The 15,872-nt window shown below is 32.7% G+C and carries 15 protein-coding genes; 1 reads left to right on the top strand and 14 read right to left on the bottom strand.

The annotated features are described in order from the left end of the window. Window positions 1–102: 102 nt before the first annotated feature. From K8354_RS09875 to K8354_RS18835, 14 genes are all read right to left on the bottom strand, one after another. Window positions 103–303, bottom strand: coding sequence for an NAD-dependent epimerase/dehydratase family protein (locus K8354_RS09875; protein ID WP_367890407.1), 201 nt, complete (start codon window positions 301–303; stop codon window positions 103–105). Between the two features lie 39 nt (window positions 304–342). Next, complete coding sequence (cysQ, locus tag K8354_RS09880; RefSeq protein WP_223439253.1) at window positions 343–1,131, bottom strand: 3'(2'),5'-bisphosphate nucleotidase CysQ; 789 nt, start codon at window positions 1,129–1,131, stop codon at window positions 343–345. Window positions 1,132–1,138: 7 nt separating this feature from the next. Next, window positions 1,139–2,395, bottom strand: coding sequence for a sulfate adenylyltransferase subunit 1 (locus tag K8354_RS09885; RefSeq protein WP_223439255.1), 1,257 nt, complete (start codon window positions 2,393–2,395; stop codon window positions 1,139–1,141). Between the two features lie 20 nt (window positions 2,396–2,415). Beyond that, on the bottom strand, window positions 2,416–3,321 hold the full coding sequence (gene cysD, locus K8354_RS09890; protein ID WP_223439256.1) for a sulfate adenylyltransferase subunit CysD: 906 nt from the start codon (window positions 3,319–3,321) through the stop codon (window positions 2,416–2,418). Beyond that, window positions 3,314–3,913 (bottom strand): adenylyl-sulfate kinase, encoded by a 600-nt coding sequence (gene cysC, locus K8354_RS09895; protein WP_223439257.1) that lies wholly within the window; start codon window positions 3,911–3,913, stop codon window positions 3,314–3,316. The genes cysD and cysC overlap by 8 nt, the downstream gene beginning before the upstream one ends. After that, on the bottom strand, window positions 3,910–4,359 hold the full coding sequence (locus K8354_RS09900) for a DUF2061 domain-containing protein (protein WP_223439258.1): 450 nt from the start codon (window positions 4,357–4,359) through the stop codon (window positions 3,910–3,912). Before K8354_RS09900 ends, cysC begins: the two co-directional genes overlap by 4 nt. 169 nt (window positions 4,360–4,528) lie before the next feature. Beyond that, on the bottom strand, window positions 4,529–5,032 hold the full coding sequence (locus tag K8354_RS09905) for a UpxY family transcription antiterminator (RefSeq protein WP_223439259.1): 504 nt from the start codon (window positions 5,030–5,032) through the stop codon (window positions 4,529–4,531). 397 nt (window positions 5,033–5,429) lie between these two features. Further along, window positions 5,430–6,362 (bottom strand): Gfo/Idh/MocA family oxidoreductase, encoded by a 933-nt coding sequence (locus tag K8354_RS09910; RefSeq protein WP_223439260.1) that lies wholly within the window; start codon window positions 6,360–6,362, stop codon window positions 5,430–5,432. Continuing rightward, the gene (locus K8354_RS09915; RefSeq protein WP_223439261.1) at window positions 6,363–7,715 is read right to left on the bottom strand and encodes a nucleotide sugar dehydrogenase; all 1,353 of its coding nucleotides are present in this window, start codon (window positions 7,713–7,715) and stop codon (window positions 6,363–6,365) included. Between the two features lie 94 nt (window positions 7,716–7,809). Further along, the gene (locus tag K8354_RS09920; RefSeq protein WP_223439263.1) at window positions 7,810–8,169 is read right to left on the bottom strand and encodes a four helix bundle protein; all 360 of its coding nucleotides are present in this window, start codon (window positions 8,167–8,169) and stop codon (window positions 7,810–7,812) included. 43 nt (window positions 8,170–8,212) lie between these two features. After that, entirely contained in the window at window positions 8,213–9,193 is a 981-nt protein-coding gene (locus K8354_RS09925; RefSeq protein ID WP_223439264.1) for an SDR family oxidoreductase, read from the bottom strand. Window positions 9,194–13,170: 3,977 nt separating this feature from the next. Beyond that, window positions 13,171–13,599 carry an adenylyltransferase/cytidyltransferase family protein gene (locus K8354_RS09930; RefSeq protein ID WP_223439266.1) on the bottom strand — a complete coding sequence of 143 codons (429 nt, stop codon included), beginning with the start codon at window positions 13,597–13,599 and terminating at the stop codon, window positions 13,171–13,173. Window positions 13,600–13,610: 11 nt separating this feature from the next. Then, window positions 13,611–14,036 carry an adenylyltransferase/cytidyltransferase family protein gene (locus tag K8354_RS09935; RefSeq protein ID WP_223439268.1) on the bottom strand — a complete coding sequence of 142 codons (426 nt, stop codon included), beginning with the start codon at window positions 14,034–14,036 and terminating at the stop codon, window positions 13,611–13,613. 338 nt (window positions 14,037–14,374) lie between these two features. Continuing rightward, the gene (locus K8354_RS18835) at window positions 14,375–14,503 is read right to left on the bottom strand and encodes an IS3 family transposase (protein ID WP_223447655.1); all 129 of its coding nucleotides are present in this window, start codon (window positions 14,501–14,503) and stop codon (window positions 14,375–14,377) included. A 682-nt stretch (window positions 14,504–15,185) separates the two neighbouring features. Between K8354_RS18835 and K8354_RS09945 the strand changes: the two genes are divergently transcribed. Next, window positions 15,186–15,872: a hypothetical protein gene (locus tag K8354_RS09945; protein ID WP_223439270.1), complete on the top strand. Its 687-nt coding sequence runs from the start codon at window positions 15,186–15,188 to the stop codon at window positions 15,870–15,872.

Below are 15,872 nucleotides of genomic sequence, written 5' to 3' on the forward strand. Positions count from 1 at the left end.
AATATAATCTATAAATATCTTAAAAGCAAATTATTCTTGCGTAAGGTCAGTTAATAATAAAGATTTATTGAGTTCAGTAGTTAGGAACATATCATTTTTTCATTATATATGACTATTGATGCTTTTGTTGTATTGGATTTCACTTTCTGAAACGCCTAGTTTTTGCAGTCGCTCATGTTTTAAATGAACACCGTAATAATCATTAATATTATCTAATCTTACTACCTCATGGCCTAACTTTAGAAGTTTCTTAGATAAGTGATGCCCGATAAACATTGCTGCACCTGTAACTAATATTTTCATTTTCTATTTTATTTTAATAAAGCTTCCATAAAAGCTTAACTATTTTACCAAAAACCAATTGTTTAAAAGCCTTTCACGATTATACAACATCTCTTTTTGTGTTTTATGGTCATACACTGTTTTACCAGCATATTTGCAAATAGCTTGCCCAGCTGCCGTATCCCATTCCATTGTTGGTGCAAAACGTGGATATTCATCAGCCACACCTTCTGCCACCATACAAAGTTTTAAAGAGCTACCTTTAGAAAGAGTGACTACCTCCCCATGTTGCTTTTTGAGTTCTTCAATATAATCTTCTGTTTCTTTAGATAAATGAGATTTACTAGCGACTACTGTATATTTTTCTTTTTTTAAATCTAAAGGCAATGAGCTCGCTTTTTCCATAATTTTAGATACAGAAGAAAATTCGGTGATATTATTTAACTTAAATGCTCCAAAATCTTTTTCTGCAAAATATAATTCCTTCAGTACAGGTAAATAAATTACCCCTAAAATTGGAATTTGATTTTCCACAAGCGCAATGTTTACAGTAAACTCTCCGTTTCGTTTGATAAACTCTTTAGTGCCATCTATAGGGTCTAAAATCCATAATTGATTCCAACCTTTTCTTTCTTCATACGATATTTCTTTTCCTTCTTCAGAAAGAATCGGTATTCCGGTTTTTTCTAAGTAAGAAACTAGCACCCTGTGAGAGGCTTTGTCAGCTTTTGTTAAAGGAGAATTATCCCCTTTAATTTCAACTTCAAAATCATCTGATTGGTAAATGTCTAAAATTACTTTCGCAGCCTCTAAAGCTGCCTTAATACTTGTCTCTAATAATGAATTCATAGTCCTTTTATATGATCATACCAGCTCCAATGGTTTCATTTGTTTGCTCATTAATAATGATAATACTTCCGGTTTGTCTGTTTTTCTTATAAGCATCATAAAATAGTGGTTTCGAAGTTCTAATAGTTATACGCCCGATATCATTCATACCAATGCTGTCAAGATTTTCTATTCTATGAAGTGTGTTTATATCTATCTTATATTTTAATTCTTTAATTAAGCCAACACATTCATTAGTGGTATGTTTAATAACCACTTTTGATCTTAATTGTAAAGGAGCAGTGCTCATCCAAGTTACAATCAAATCGATATCTTGGCCCACTTCAGGGACATTATTTTCTCGAACAATCATGTCCCCTCTACTCACATCAATTTCATCGTCTAGAGTCATCGTTACCGACATCGGTGCAAATGCTTCTTGAATTTGTTCTCCGTTTAATTCGATTGTTTTGATGGTAGACATGAAACCAGAAGGCAATACTTTAATTTTATCACCTGGTTTAAAAACGCCTCCATCAATACGACCTGCAAAGCCTCTAAAATCTTGATGCTCATGTGTGTGAGGTCTAATCACAGACTGAATAGGAAAACGACAATCTACATGATTATAATCACTAGAAATATGGACTGTTTCTAAATGATACATTAAAGTGCTCCCTTCGTACCAATCCATTTTTTCTGAACGATTTACCACATTATCTCCGTTTAAGGCGGAAATAGGAATAAACTGAACATCAGCAATTGCTAGTTTTGAGGAAAAAGCCTTAAAATCTTGCACAATAGTATCATAAACTTCTTGGCTATACTCTACTAAATCCATTTTATTGATGCATACAATCGCATGTGGAATACGCAACAAAGAAGCAATAAAAGAATGGCGATGCGTTTGCTCTAACATTCCTTTTCGTGCATCAATTAAAATAATAGCAAGGTTGGCTGTAGAAGCCCCTGTAACCATATTTCTAGTATACTGGATGTGTCCTGGTGTATCTGCAATTATAAATTTTCTTTTGGGTGTTGCAAAATACCTGTAAGCTACATCGATGGTAATTCCTTGTTCCCGTTCTGATTTTAACCCATCTGTTAGCAGAGATAAGTCTACATAATCAAATCCTTTACTCTTACTCGAAGCTTCTACAGCATCTAATTGATCTTGAAAGATAGATTTACTGTCATATAACAAACGGCCTATTAAAGTACTTTTGCCATCATCTACACTTCCTGCAGTGGTAAATCGAAGCAATTCTATATCTTGATAATCCATGATTCTATCCTATTTTATTTTTAAAAGTAACCTTGTTTTTTACGATCTTCCATAGCTGTTTCCGCACGTTTATCATCTGCTCGACCTCCACGCTCGGTTGTTCTGGTTGTTGCAATCTCCTCAATAACTTTATCAAGAGTATCCGCTTCAGATTCTACTGCGCCTGTAATTGGCATATCACCACAAGTTCTATATCGAATGGTCATATTCACCACCTTCTCTCCTTCTTTTAATTTGATAAATTCAGAATTCGAGAGAATAACGCCATCTCTCACCACGCAATCACGTTGATGCGAGAAATAAAGCATTGGTAATTCAATATTCTCTAGCTTCATATATTCCCAAACATCCATTTCTGTCCAATTCGAAATTGGAAATATTCTAAAATGCTCCCCAAAATTCATACGTCCGTTAAAAAGATTCCATAATTCTGGTCGCTGGTTTTTGGGATCCCACTGACCAAACTCATCTCTATGAGAAAAAAAACGTTCTTTAGCTCGTGCCTTTTCTTCATCTCTTCGAGCCCCCCCCATCGCTGCATCTATTTTATGAGCTTCTAAAGTATCTAAAAGAGAAACAATTTGCAAGGCGTTACGAGAAGCATCGGCCCCCGTTTCTTCTTTAACGCGGCCTTTATCAATAGCTTCTTGTACCGAGCCTACAATCAATTTAACACCTAGTTTTTCAACAAGCTGATCACGAAATTCAATGGTTTCCGGAAAATTATGTCCTGTATCTACATGAATTAAAGGAAAAGGTATTTTTGCTGGATAAAAAGCTTTTTTTGCTAAATGGGTTAACAAAATTGAATCTTTTCCTCCTGAAAAAAGTAAAGCAGGATTTTCAAATTGGGCAGCTATTTCTCTTATGACAAAAATAGCTTCTGACTCCAATTCTCTAAGATGATTGATGATGTAGTTACTCATTTTTTAAAGTTAATTTTGTTAATATAAAATCTAAAATATTTTTTGCAGATTGCTCTATGGTAACATTATCTGTAATGATTTCTAGATCTGGATTTATAGGAGCTTGATATGGCGCTGTAAGACCTGTCATATTTTTAATCTCTCCTAATCTTGCTTTTTTATAGAGTCCTTTTACATCTCTCCTTTCGCACTCAGCTAAAGAAGTATTCACATAGATTTCAATGACATTTTCTGCTCCTAAAATTGCTTTAATGCTATCCCTATCTTTTATGTAGGGAGAAACAAAAGCTGCAAGCGTTACAATTCCGGCATCCACAAATAATTTCGAGATTTCCGCAATTCTTCTAATATTTTCTTTTCTGTCCTCTTCTGAAAACCCTAAACTTTTGTTAATACCAAGCCTAATATTATCACCATCTAAAGTATATGTTGAAATTTTTAATTGATGAAGCTCGTGCTCAATGATATTGGCTAAAGTAGACTTGCCAGAGCCAGAAAGTCCCGTAAACCAAATTAAGAAGGAATTATGTTGATGCAATTTTTGCCTATCTTTTCTTGATATTTGATAGTCTTGCTGAAATACATTACTCATATCTGATTCATTTTTTGCGCCATACCTCGTTTTTCTTTCATTCTTTTAAGTCTCTTATCCAGTCCAAAATTAATACGATACCATAATTTTTCATGAAGATAATATAAAATCATTTTAGTCCCCACTTCAGAACCACCTATTTTTAACCCGGCCAATGGGTTTCCCGAAATAATCCAACTTAAAATAATGGTATCTAACGTACCGATTGCTCTCCATGAAAATGTTTTGAAAATGTGTCGCTTATTACTTTCAATTATTTTAGATTTAAACCACAAACGTTCATGAAAATAATAAAGCAACATTTTAGTAATTAGTTCAAAACCACCTATTTTGAAAGCCATCGAAAAATCCCCTAAAATAAACCAAGAGAGTACAATCGTATCTATAGTTCCTAATATTCTCCAAGTGATTGTTTTTGCGAGGTGCCTTTTACTTAATTTAATCATATAATTACCATCAGGAATCTCTATCAGATTGTTTTAGGAAGCTATTTTTATTTATTCAAACAAATAGCATCGTACCTTATTTTTTTCAATTATGTATTCTTATTTGATGCGTATTTAGTTTTTTAGCAGTTACTTTATTAGAAGCTTTCTGCAATCTTATGAAGAAAATTTATACTACAATTTCTTTAATATGCTCAAAAGGTAGTGTGACTTCCGTAAAACTATTTAAAACATCTACTTGCACGATTACCTTTTGTTTTCCACTCGTTGCCATATATACTCCTTTTAAACCTTTAAAGGGTCCATCTACCACCTCTACTGCCGCATAATTAGCCAAACTACGAGGAGTTATTTTCTTGGCACCTTCGCTGTTCTTTGTTAAAATTTTTAAATTGTTTATTTCATCTTCCTGTACAATGGCGGGTTTGCCTAAATACCTTAAAACACCTACAACTCCTTGAATTTTAACAACATTTAATAAATCTTTAGGAGTTCCTTGCAAAAACACATAAGAAGATATTAAAGGCACTACTACTTTCTTTTTTCGATCGCTCCATTGTTTTATGGTGGTCATTAAAGGTAAAAAACTTTCATAACCTTGCTTTTGGAGCCTTTCATGCACCTGTTTTTCTGACCTGGAATTGGTGCGTAAAGCGTACCAAAATACTTTCAAATTTAAGATTTTTTTAATGTATACTTAAGAATATTTGCTGACAGCTTGCACGGCTTCGCCCTCTTGAGTCCCATTTTTAATGAGAACTCTAGGTATAATAGCAGCTTTTGAAATACGCAATAAAACTAAGTTTATAAAGTTTTTTCAAGTACGAGCAGAATAAACATCTTACTTAAAAAAGGACTTTCATCACTCTGAATTATTCCAGATTTTGGATGGCAAATATAGGGTTAATTCTGAATGAATAAAAAAGAATGCAACCCTTTTATTATTCGTTAATTATTTTTGAACAATTGCTACACAAAATGCTGTTTATTGCTATATTCTTTAACCTCATCTCCTTTGTATACTGTCCTAATTATTGCATTTTTTAATTTTGCAAATTTAAGATAAATACCTATTGAATAAAAGGGTGTTTTTCTCCTGTATGTACTTTTGTCAAATTCCTAATAGCATGCACAATTTTTATGGATGCTGTAGCGTCTTCAAGTCCAAATCCATTTCCTTTTAAAATTTCGGAATAACTCTTCGTATGCAAGTCCGTAAAGCCTTCACTAAACTCTAATTCTTGGTCATCAATTTTTATGGAACGAAAGGTTCTTTGCCCTTTTTCTTGAATTTCTGTAGGAAGCGAATTTTCATCAATCGACAAAAACCAACGCACTCTTGCTTTTTCAAATTCTAAATATCCTGCAGCTTTGTCTTTTTCTCTAAGATGCACGCTGTTTTCTTGGACCTCTCCAAAAATCCAAGAGAGCATATCATAAAAATGAACACCAATATTTGTAGCGATTCCTCCTGACTTGCTTTCATCACCTTTCCAAGAAATATCATACCATTTGCCTCTAGAAGTAATGTAGGTTAAATCTACATCATACTTTCCGTTTTTGTGGGCAGTTTCTATTTTCTTTTTTAGGGCGATGATACTTGGATGCAATCGTAATTGTAAAATAGTATATATTTTTTTACCGGACTCTTTTTCAATATCCTTTAAAGCATCTGCATTCCAAGGGTTCAGAACCAATGGTTTTTCACAAATGGCGTCCGCACCTCTTCTTAAAGCCATACGGATGTGTGCATCGTGTAAATAATTAGGGGTACAAATGCTTACATAGTCTAAATGTGTTCCTTGGCGTTTTAACTTTTCGATGTGCCTGTCAAAACGTTCAAATTCAACAAAAAAGTCTGCATTCGGAAAATACCGATCCATGACACCAACACTATCAAATTTATCTAAAGCCGTCAATAAAATATTATTGGTTTCTTTGATTGCCTGTAAATGCCTGGGTGCAATATATCCTGCAGCTCCTATTAATGCAAAGTTTTTCAATTATAATGTTTTAGTTTTCACCTCTGGTGCTAAAATATTCTTGACATCATAGACCACCGAATTGTCATGTTTAATTTGTGAAAAATCGATTTCCAAAAACTCTTTATGAGATACCGTCAATACAATCGCATCGAATTTTTCATTCGGCAATACTTTGGTTGAATTTAAATTGTACTCATGCATAACTTCGTCTTGATTTGCCCAAGGATCAAAAATAGTGACGTCCGTTCCATATTCTTTTAAGGCTGCAATGACATCTACTGCTTTTGTATTTCGTACATCTGGACAGTTTTCCTTAAAGGTAATACCCAGAACTAAAACTTTGGCATTTTTAATTCTGAGATCTTTAGAAATCATCAATTTAATGACTTCTGAAGCCACATACTGACCCATGCTATCGTTTAAGCGTCTTCCTGCTAATATAATTTCTGGGTGATAGCCATATTCCTGTGCTTTTTGTGCTAAATAATAAGGGTCTACCCCGATACAATGGCCACCAACCAAACCTGGTTTGAAAGGTAAAAAATTCCATTTGGTACCTGCTGCCTCTAAAACATCATGGGTATTAATATCCATCAGTGCAAATATTTTAGCCAATTCATTCACAAAAGCGATGTTGATATCTCTTTGCGAGTTTTCAATCACTTTTGCAGCCTCTGCTACTTTAATTGTTGGCGCTAAATGCGTACCCCCTGTAATGACTGATTTATATAAATCATCTACTTTTATCCCTATTTCAGGCGTTGAGCCTGAAGTAACTTTTAATATTTTTTCTACCGTATGTTCTTTGTCTCCTGGGTTGATGCGTTCTGGCGAATACCCCGCATAAAAATCTTGGTTAAAAACTAAATTAGAAACGCTTTCCAAAATCGGAATACATTCTTCTTCTGTTGCCCCAGGATATACGGTAGATTCATAAATAACGATATCGCCTTTTTTTAGCACTTTACCAACAGTTTCACTCGCCTTAATTAAAGGAGTTAATACCGGTCTGTTATTTTTGTCTACTGGTGTTGGTACTGTAATAATAAAGTAATTACAAGTACGGATATCTTCTAGAGAAGTAGAACATAAAAGTCCATTTTCATCTGTTAAGGCATCCACCAATACAGCTTGCAAAACTTTATCGGAAACCTCTAAAGTGGCATCTACTCCCGTCATTAATTCTTTTACGCGAGCTGTATTGATATCAAAACCTACCACCGGATATTTTGTTGCAAATAATCTTGCTAGTGGCAAACCTACGTAGCCTAAACCTATGATGGCGATACGGGGTTTGGTGGCAAGGGTTTGGTGATCGGGGCTTGGTGATGTTTGAGTAGTCACGTCTTTATTTTTTAATTTCTTTTCCATTTTTATTTACTATTCTTTTAGTAATTGGGGATTGGGAATTAGGGATTTCGGGGGATTGAGGCCTAATTTATAACTTACAATTTAATAATTAAACCTATTTTATTCGTTGATTAATTTTATTAATTAATGCTGTTAGCATTTTAGAGATACTTAACAACTGCTCTTTTGATTTACTTTTATCTGACATTAAATAACCTAGATTTTCTGAAATGATTAATTGAGTTTCAACTTCAGCCGCTGAAGCTCTTGCAATGTACAAAAATCTAGCAAACTCTTTATCTGAACTTCTAGCAGCTCCTTCTGCTATATTAGAAGGTATTGAAACTGAAGCTCTTCTTAACTGACTAACCAATCCATATATTTCGTTACTAGGAAATTGACTTGTTAACTTATAGATTTCTGTTACTAAATCAATTGACTTTTGCCAAACTAATAAATCTTTATGTGTTTTCATAACTATCACCTAATCCCTAATTCCCAATCACTATTAATTATTCCTAAAGATTCTTCCAATACCATTCAACTGCTTCCTTCAACCCTTTTTGCAAAGAAAACTGCGGATCATACTTTAATAATTCTTTTGCTTTGTCCACGCTTGCATGCGAATGGGGAATATCTCCCAATCGATTTGGTCCATATATGACTTCAATATCTTTAATTTTAGGATTGAATTCTGCCAGAAATTCTTTTAAATACCCCAATAAATCATTCAACGTATTCCGATCTCCGTAGGCAACATTATAAATTGTATTTACAGCCGTTTTATCGGCAACCAAACTTAATAAATTTGCTTGAATAACATTATCAATATACGTAAAGTCTCTTGAGTAGTTTCCATCACCATTGACGGTTGGAGCTTCTAAATTCATTAGTTGACTCACAAACTTTGGGATTACCGCTGCATAGGCGCCATTTGGATCTTGCTTTCTTCCGAAGACATTAAAGTAACGCAATCCAATCGTTTCTAAACCATAGGTTTTAGAAAAAACATCCGCGTATAACTCGTTTACATATTTAGTGACGGCATATGGAGATAAAGGTTTTCCTATAACGTCTTCTACCTTTGGCAAAGACTCAGAATCTCCATAGGTAGAAGAACTTGCCGCAAAAACAAAGCGTTTTACCTTGTTATCTCTAGAGGCAACCAACATATTTAAAAAACCACTTACATTTACTTCATTAGAAGTAATTGGATCTTTAATGGATCTAGGAACAGACCCCAAAGCAGCTTGGTGTAAAACAAAATCTACCCCTTTTGTTGCTAATAAACAATCTTGAAGATTTCTTATATCTCCGGTGATCAAAGTAAAATTTGGATTATTTACAATGGCAGCAAGGTTTTCTTTTCTACCGGTTGCAAAATTATCTAAACAAACAACCGTATTGTTCTTTTCCAATAATGCTTCACACAAATTAGAACCTATAAAACCTGCTCCACCAGTCACTAAAACTTTTTGATTGGATAATTGAATCTCCATATATCTTCTGCTTAATTTTTTTGCGAATTTACAAAAGCATTTATAAGTAACCAAAATTACTATCTATAATCGCATACTTGATTCAATACAAACGCATTTTTTTTTATAAATCAAGATTTTTTAACATAGATCATCACGAGGAGGTAGTAAGAACACTAAACTTTGTGTTTGCTGCTTTATGCGACTTCTCCTATGGTCGAAGTGACAAGAAATCCAGGTGTCAGTTCGAGTGATTCCGATTTTTCATCGGAATTGTATCGAGAACCTATATAGCAAAAAACAATCTTTTGATTTAGCATATCTAAAAATGGGATTACTTCGTTATTAGCGACATTTAGCCGTTGCATCCCTTTTGAATTTCTAATGTCATTGAGAGGAGGTACGACGTGGCAATCTCATAGGGTTGCTCTTCTTTTTTTATGTTTTTACTTTTTGCTTGACCCAACAGCAATAGAAAAACATATCTCCCTTATTTTGTTTCATTTTTTCTTTTCCATTGATGAAAAGAAACAAAAATCTAGACTTACTTTTATTTTACTTGAATTCTACAAGCGATTTCACTATCGTGTCCAGACCGCTGCGCTTTTTGGACACTTAGCCGTTGCATCTCTTTTGAATTCTTACGAAAAATAAAATAGGTCGGGGTTTAGAGTTTAAATTTATAACGTCATAGCGAGGAGATAGTAAGAGTACAAAACTTTGTGTGCGCTTCTTTATGCGACTTCTCCTATGGTCGAAGTGACTAGTTTGCAGGCTATATTGCTTGTTTATTTTTCTTGAATTCTACAAGTGATTTCACTATCGTGTCCAGACTTATTATTGAGTTCCCCAATCAAGTTGAGGACAAGCTTTGGACACTTAGCCGTTACACCCCTTTTGAATTCCTACGAAAAATAAAATAGGTCGGGGTTTAGAGTTTAAATTTATAACGTAATTGCGAAAGAGATACAATTGAAGCAATCTTTTAAATTTCTACGAAAAACAAAAGTATTTAGGTTTTAGATTCTGATTTTTAAAGTAAATCCAGGTGTCAGTTCGAGTGATTTCAATTTTTCATTGAAATTGTATCGAGAACTCATCGGAATTGTATCGAGAACCTATATGCACAAAACAATCTTTTGATTTAGCATTCATAAAAATGAGACTGCTTCGTTATTAGCAAACGTAAGAGTACTAAACTTTGTGTGCGCTTCTTTATAATACTTCTCCTTTGGTCGAAGTGACAAGTTTGCAGGTTATATTGCTTGTTTATTTTTCTTTTATTCTAATTTCTTTTCCATTGATGAATACTGAATCTAGTTCAGCACAGGCTTCACCAAAAATCTAGACTTACTTTTATTTTTCTCGAATTCTACAAGTGATTTCACTATCGTGTCCAGACTTATTATTGAGTTCCCCAATCAAGTTGAGGACAAGCTTTGGACAATTAGCCGTTATATCTCTTTTAAATAGCTACGAAAAATAAAATAGGTCGAGGTTTGAGAGTTTCTATTTATAACGTTATTGGGGGGTAATACGGAGTGGCAATCCCATAATAATTAAAAAGGTTTTGTAAATAGATGGCTCGGTCCATCGATTAAATGTAATGTTCTTTTTTTTATTTTTACTTTTTGCTTGACCAAAAAGTTACAAAAACTCAAGACTTACTTTTATTTTACTTGAATGCTACAAGCGATTTCACTATCGTGTCCAGACTTATTATTGAGTTCCCCAATCAAGTTGAGGACAAGCTTTGGACACTTAGCCGTTGCATCTCTTTTGAATTCCTACGAAAAATAAAATAGGTCGGGGTTTAGAATCTTTTAATAACAGTGCTAGGCTTGGAACGTCAAAAAACCCTAAACATCATTACGACAGAGGTATGATTGCAATCTTTTAAATCTCTACGAAAAACAAAAGTATTTAGGTTTTAGATTCTGATTTTTAAAGTAAATCCAGGTGTCAGTTCGAGTGATTTCAATTTTTCATTGAAATTGTATCGAGAACTCATCGGAATTGTATCGAGAACCTATATGCACAAAACATCCTTTTTTTTAGAATCCCTAAAAATGGGATTACTTCGTTATTAGCAATGACGGTTCTAGGGGCAGCACTTCATTGCGAAAGAGGCACGATTGAAGCAATCTTTTAGTTTAAAAAACCCTAATAATGTTTTTACATAAACTAGTTAAAAGTATATTTTTCTTTTATTCTTCTTTTCTTTTCCATTGATGAATACTGAATCTAGTTCAGCACAGGCTTCACCAAAAATCTAGACTTACTTTTATTTTTCTTGAATTCTACAAGTGATTTCACTATCGTGTCCAGACTTATTATTGAGTTCCCCAATCAAGTTGAGGACAAGCTTTGGACACTTAGCCGTTGCATCCCTTTTGAATTCTTACGAAAAATAAAATAGGTCGGGGTTTAGAATCTTTTAATAACAGTGCTAGGCTTGGAACGTCAAAAAACCCTAAACATCATTACGACAGAGGCATGATTGCAATCTTTTAAATTTTTACGAAAAACAAAAGTATTTAGGTTTTAGATTCTGATTTTTAAAGTAAATCTAGGTGTCAGTTCGAGACCCAAGAAAAAAATTTTTACAAGCGTAGAAGATGACGTAAATTGGTTTTAAATATACTGAATTGCAAAATAATCGTAAAAATACAAGTAACTTTAACCGACCTTTAAATCACTGAAAAACAATTATTTAATAAAAACTTCAATGGTAATTTATTGAAGGGAAATACGGGCAGCAATTTCATATTCATCAAAAAGGTTCTTTAAATTGATTGCTCTGTTATACACTAAGACATAGAGACATAGCGTTCTTTTTTTATGTTTTTACTTTTTGCTTGACCAAAAAGTAACAAAAAGTCAAGACTTACTTTTATTTTTCTTGAATTCTACAAGTGATTTCACTATCGTGTCCAGACTTATTATTGAGTTCCCCAATCAAGTTGAGGACAAGCTTTGGACACTTAGCCGTTGCATCCCTTTTGAATTCCTACGAAAAATAAAATAGGTCGGGGTTTAGAGTTTAAATTTATAAAGTAATTGCCAAAGAGTTACAATTGAAGCAATCTTTTAAATTTCTACGAAAAACAAAAATATTTAGGTTTTAGATTCTGATTTTTAAAGTAAATCCAGGTGTCAGTTCGAGTGATTTCAATTTTTTATTGAAACTGTATCGAGAACTCATCGGAATTGTATCGATAACCTATATGCACAAAACAATCTTTTGATTTAGCATTCATAAAAATGAGACTGCTTCGTTATTAGCAAACGTAAGAGTACTAAACTTTGTGTGCGCTTCTTTATACGACTTCTCCTTTGGTCGAAGTGACAAGTTTGCAGGTTATATTGCTTGTTTATTTTTCTTTTATTCTAATTTCTTTTCCATTGATGAAAAGAAACAAAAATCTAGACTTACTTTTTCGCTATGCTAGTTACCTACAACCAAAATATATTTTGGTTTTGGTAGTCTTGAATTCTACAAGTGATTTCACTATCGTGTCCAGACCGCTGCGCTCTTTGGACACTTAGCCGTTGCATCCCTTTTGAATTCCTACGAAAAATAAAATAGGTCGGGGTTTTAGAGTATAAATTTATAATGTCATCGCGAAGAGGTGCGTCGTGGCAATCTTATAATAATCAAAAAGGTTTTGTAAATAGGTGGCTCGGTCCATCGATTAAATGTAATCTAAAAATGGGCTATGCTTTGTTATTTACTTTTTTTATAAAGAAAAACATCATCATTTTCTTTTACAGTCATTTCAAAACAGCATTGGTATTCTACTTTTTATCCATTTTACAATCCAACTCAAAAACGGTTCCACCTTCAAAAATAAATTTTAAGAACTTAATTTTGATCTCCTAAAGCACAAAAAAAAGTTAGTCGAAATGAATTTCGACTAACTTTTTTTATTTCAGGTTTTCAGAAAACTATTTTTTAAAAATACTACACATTGCTAGTACTAAATCAAACTAGATTTCTATTTTTTACCTTTTAAATTTTCTTTCTCTTGTACTTCTTTGCGCAAACCACTGCTTGAAAATCGATGTTCCCTTTTATTGAAATACAATTCAATTCCTTTTTCTTCACAATATTTTCTACCTGTAAATTGTTTGCTAGCGTACTCATCACCGATAATTCGCACATCAATTTTAAACGAACGCAACACATCTTCTAGGTCTTGTTCTGTTGCATAAGGCACAATTTCATCAACAAACCTACATCCTTTTAATTGGATATATCGCTCTACAACAGATTGTACTGGACGATTTTTTTCTGGTCTATCTAAGGTTGGATCTGTTTGCAATGCACATATTAAATAATCACATTGACGTTTTGCGTCTTCTAACATTGTAATATGACCTGCATGTAACAAATCAAAAGCACTAAAGGTAATCCCTACTCTCATACTTATATCTTTTAATTTTTCTTTAATAACCAAGACGAAGATTGTATTTTTTCTCCTAATCCGTCAATTAATTCAATGCCTAATTCCTTACAAACCGGAACTTCTGGTATTGAATTATTGTCTTGGTCTCCCCCATTAGCAAACCCTAAATCATATTCTTGATGATGTTTCTCAAAAATACTTCGAATGGATTCACAGACCGTCCGATCAGTATCTACCGAAATCATTGCTTTATCAACAGCTTTTATATTCTGAACAATGAATAAACGCTCATCTTCTTTTTGAAACTCTTTAGACCCCTTTAAACCTCTTTGTAAATCGCTGTTTACAATAACAAACAACTCATCTGCTAGTGCCTTCGCATTATTGAAATATTCAATGTGACCTTTGTGAATTGGATTGAAATATCCTGAAACTATAACTGCTTTTTTCTTCATAAATCTTTCTTCAATTAATTCTACGTAAATGTAAACTTTTTTTTAAAATCCTGCAAATTTTAGATTTTATTCTTGGTAGCGCTTTTCTAATTGTAGTCATTAAGTTGTACTACCGAATACTTTTTACACACACAACATACAACAAAAGACTTTCTTTTTGCATTGATCATGATTTCTTTCATCTAATCTCACCTACTTCATGCTTTGTTTAAATCGCTATTTATTTAAAACCAAGGACTACATAAATTATTTCTTGTTAAATGGCCTTGCAACTATGTTTTTATGCGCTTATTGAAAAGACAATTCCTAATTGATTACCTACTAAATTTGGGACTTTTTTATAAAGCTACTTTTTTAATAAACCCTATCAATGTTATTTCCATTTTTATAGATGAGAGATATCCTATGCTAGAATGCACTCTTTTATTACTAAACCAATTAATATAGTCTTCAATGACCTCATATATTTAGTTTTTCTAGGCAAAATAAAGAGTTTCTTGAAACGAACTATCCTCGAAGCAGAGCTATAGGGTTACCTACCTCCCAGCAGGCAGGTTTTGCTCGTTTCATTTTGACCTAAAAAGGTCAAAAACCAAAATTCTATTATTTAGATTCCGGTTTTCACGGGAATGACAATTTCAACGGAAACCCCGACGCAGCCCATCGAGGAATTCTTTTCGATTAAAATCTATATAACCATTCATATTTAATTGTTTAAAAAAAACTCTCAGCGCCAGCGTTCCTTTTTTATCAAAAACTACGTTTTTATTATTAATCTCAAATGCTTTCTACTCATACTCTAGGGTATTTTAGGGTTAAAACATATTTTAACACATGCAAATTTATCAGCTCATAAGAATTATTATCTCGAAGGTAGACACTCCAATACTTGGTTAAAAGGAATAGAAATAGAAATAGAAATTAACAATAAAATTCACAAGAATAAGGTGATTGAAGAATTATATCTGAACAAAGAAAGGTTTGCTTTTTTGATTTATCTCCTCAAAGAGAACGCTTTATAACCTTTTCAACAATAATTAGAATGAATTATCCGGATTAATGAACTAAAAAAACAATATTTTTAAAAGCAAACTTTACTTCAACTCTATATTTTTTGTTTACATTTAAAAAAATTATTCAACCAACCAAATGAAATTTTTTTTACTTTTTATTGTTTTTTTTACAGCCCCTATCATTGCTCAAAATAATAGCAAAAGTTTATACAAAGCTTTTGATAAAGTTGTTGGTTTAAAAAACACCGACTTAAGTTATGGTTCGCTGTATTATGAAAAATATAGAACACTAGAAGACAATCATCCATTTTTTAACACGTCTAATTTTGTACTTGGAAATGTTACATATCAAAATCAAGAGTTTTTTGATGTATTGATAAAATATGATATTGCAGAAGATCATTTAATCCTTAATCTTTCAAGTACTTTTGAAAACAGGTCTATTATCCTAGAAAAACCTTTTGTTACTGGTTTCAGCATCGCAAACAAATCTTTTATTAACATTAAAGAATATGGTTTTTGTGAGATTCTTAAAAAAACAAGCTCAATAGAATTGCTAAAAAAAAATGTAAAAGAAAAAAAGAAAAAACTGAATACTTCTTACGTATATTATAAGTTTTTAGAAAACAATTTTTATCTGCTAAAATACAATGACACCTATCACAAAATAAATAATAAAAAAGATTTTTACACCTTATTTCCGAAGAACAAAAATACAATCACAACATTTTATAAAGTAAATAAAAATTTGAGAAAAAATAATTTAGACCAATTTTATGCTCTTTTAGTTACTGAGATTTCAACAAATTTAACCAACAAATAA

The organism is Polaribacter litorisediminis, assembly GCF_019968605.1.
In the GTDB taxonomy this organism is placed as follows: domain Bacteria; phylum Bacteroidota; class Bacteroidia; order Flavobacteriales; family Flavobacteriaceae; genus Polaribacter; species Polaribacter litorisediminis.

Bases quoted from the DNA above. Each gene is read 5' to 3' on its own strand.
- K8354_RS09925 (WP_223439264.1), bottom strand. From the start codon at position 9,193: ATGGAGATTCAATTATCCAATCAAAAAGTTTTAGTGACTGGTGGAGCA.
- K8354_RS09875 (WP_367890407.1), bottom strand. From the start codon at position 303: ATGAAAATATTAGTTACAGGTGCAGCAATGTTTATCGGGCATCACTTA.
- cysD (WP_223439256.1), bottom strand. From the start codon at position 3,321: ATGAGTAACTACATCATCAATCATCTTAGAGAATTGGAGTCAGAAGCT.
- cysC (WP_223439257.1), bottom strand. From the start codon at position 3,913: ATGAGTAATGTATTTCAGCAAGACTATCAAATATCAAGAAAAGATAGG.
- K8354_RS09915 (WP_223439261.1), bottom strand. From the start codon at position 7,715: ATGGAAAAGAAATTAAAAAATAAAGACGTGACTACTCAAACATCACCA.
- K8354_RS09900 (WP_223439258.1), bottom strand. From the start codon at position 4,359: ATGATTAAATTAAGTAAAAGGCACCTCGCAAAAACAATCACTTGGAGA.
- cysQ (WP_223439253.1), bottom strand. From the start codon at position 1,131: ATGAATTCATTATTAGAGACAAGTATTAAGGCAGCTTTAGAGGCTGCG.
- K8354_RS09920 (WP_223439263.1), bottom strand. From the start codon at position 8,169: ATGAAAACACATAAAGATTTATTAGTTTGGCAAAAGTCAATTGATTTA.
- K8354_RS09935 (WP_223439268.1), bottom strand. From the start codon at position 14,036: ATGAAGAAAAAAGCAGTTATAGTTTCAGGATATTTCAATCCAATTCAC.
- K8354_RS09945 (WP_223439270.1), top strand. From the start codon at position 15,186: ATGAAATTTTTTTTACTTTTTATTGTTTTTTTTACAGCCCCTATCATT.
- K8354_RS09885 (WP_223439255.1), bottom strand. From the start codon at position 2,395: ATGGATTATCAAGATATAGAATTGCTTCGATTTACCACTGCAGGAAGT.
- K8354_RS09930 (WP_223439266.1), bottom strand. From the start codon at position 13,599: ATGAGAGTAGGGATTACCTTTAGTGCTTTTGATTTGTTACATGCAGGT.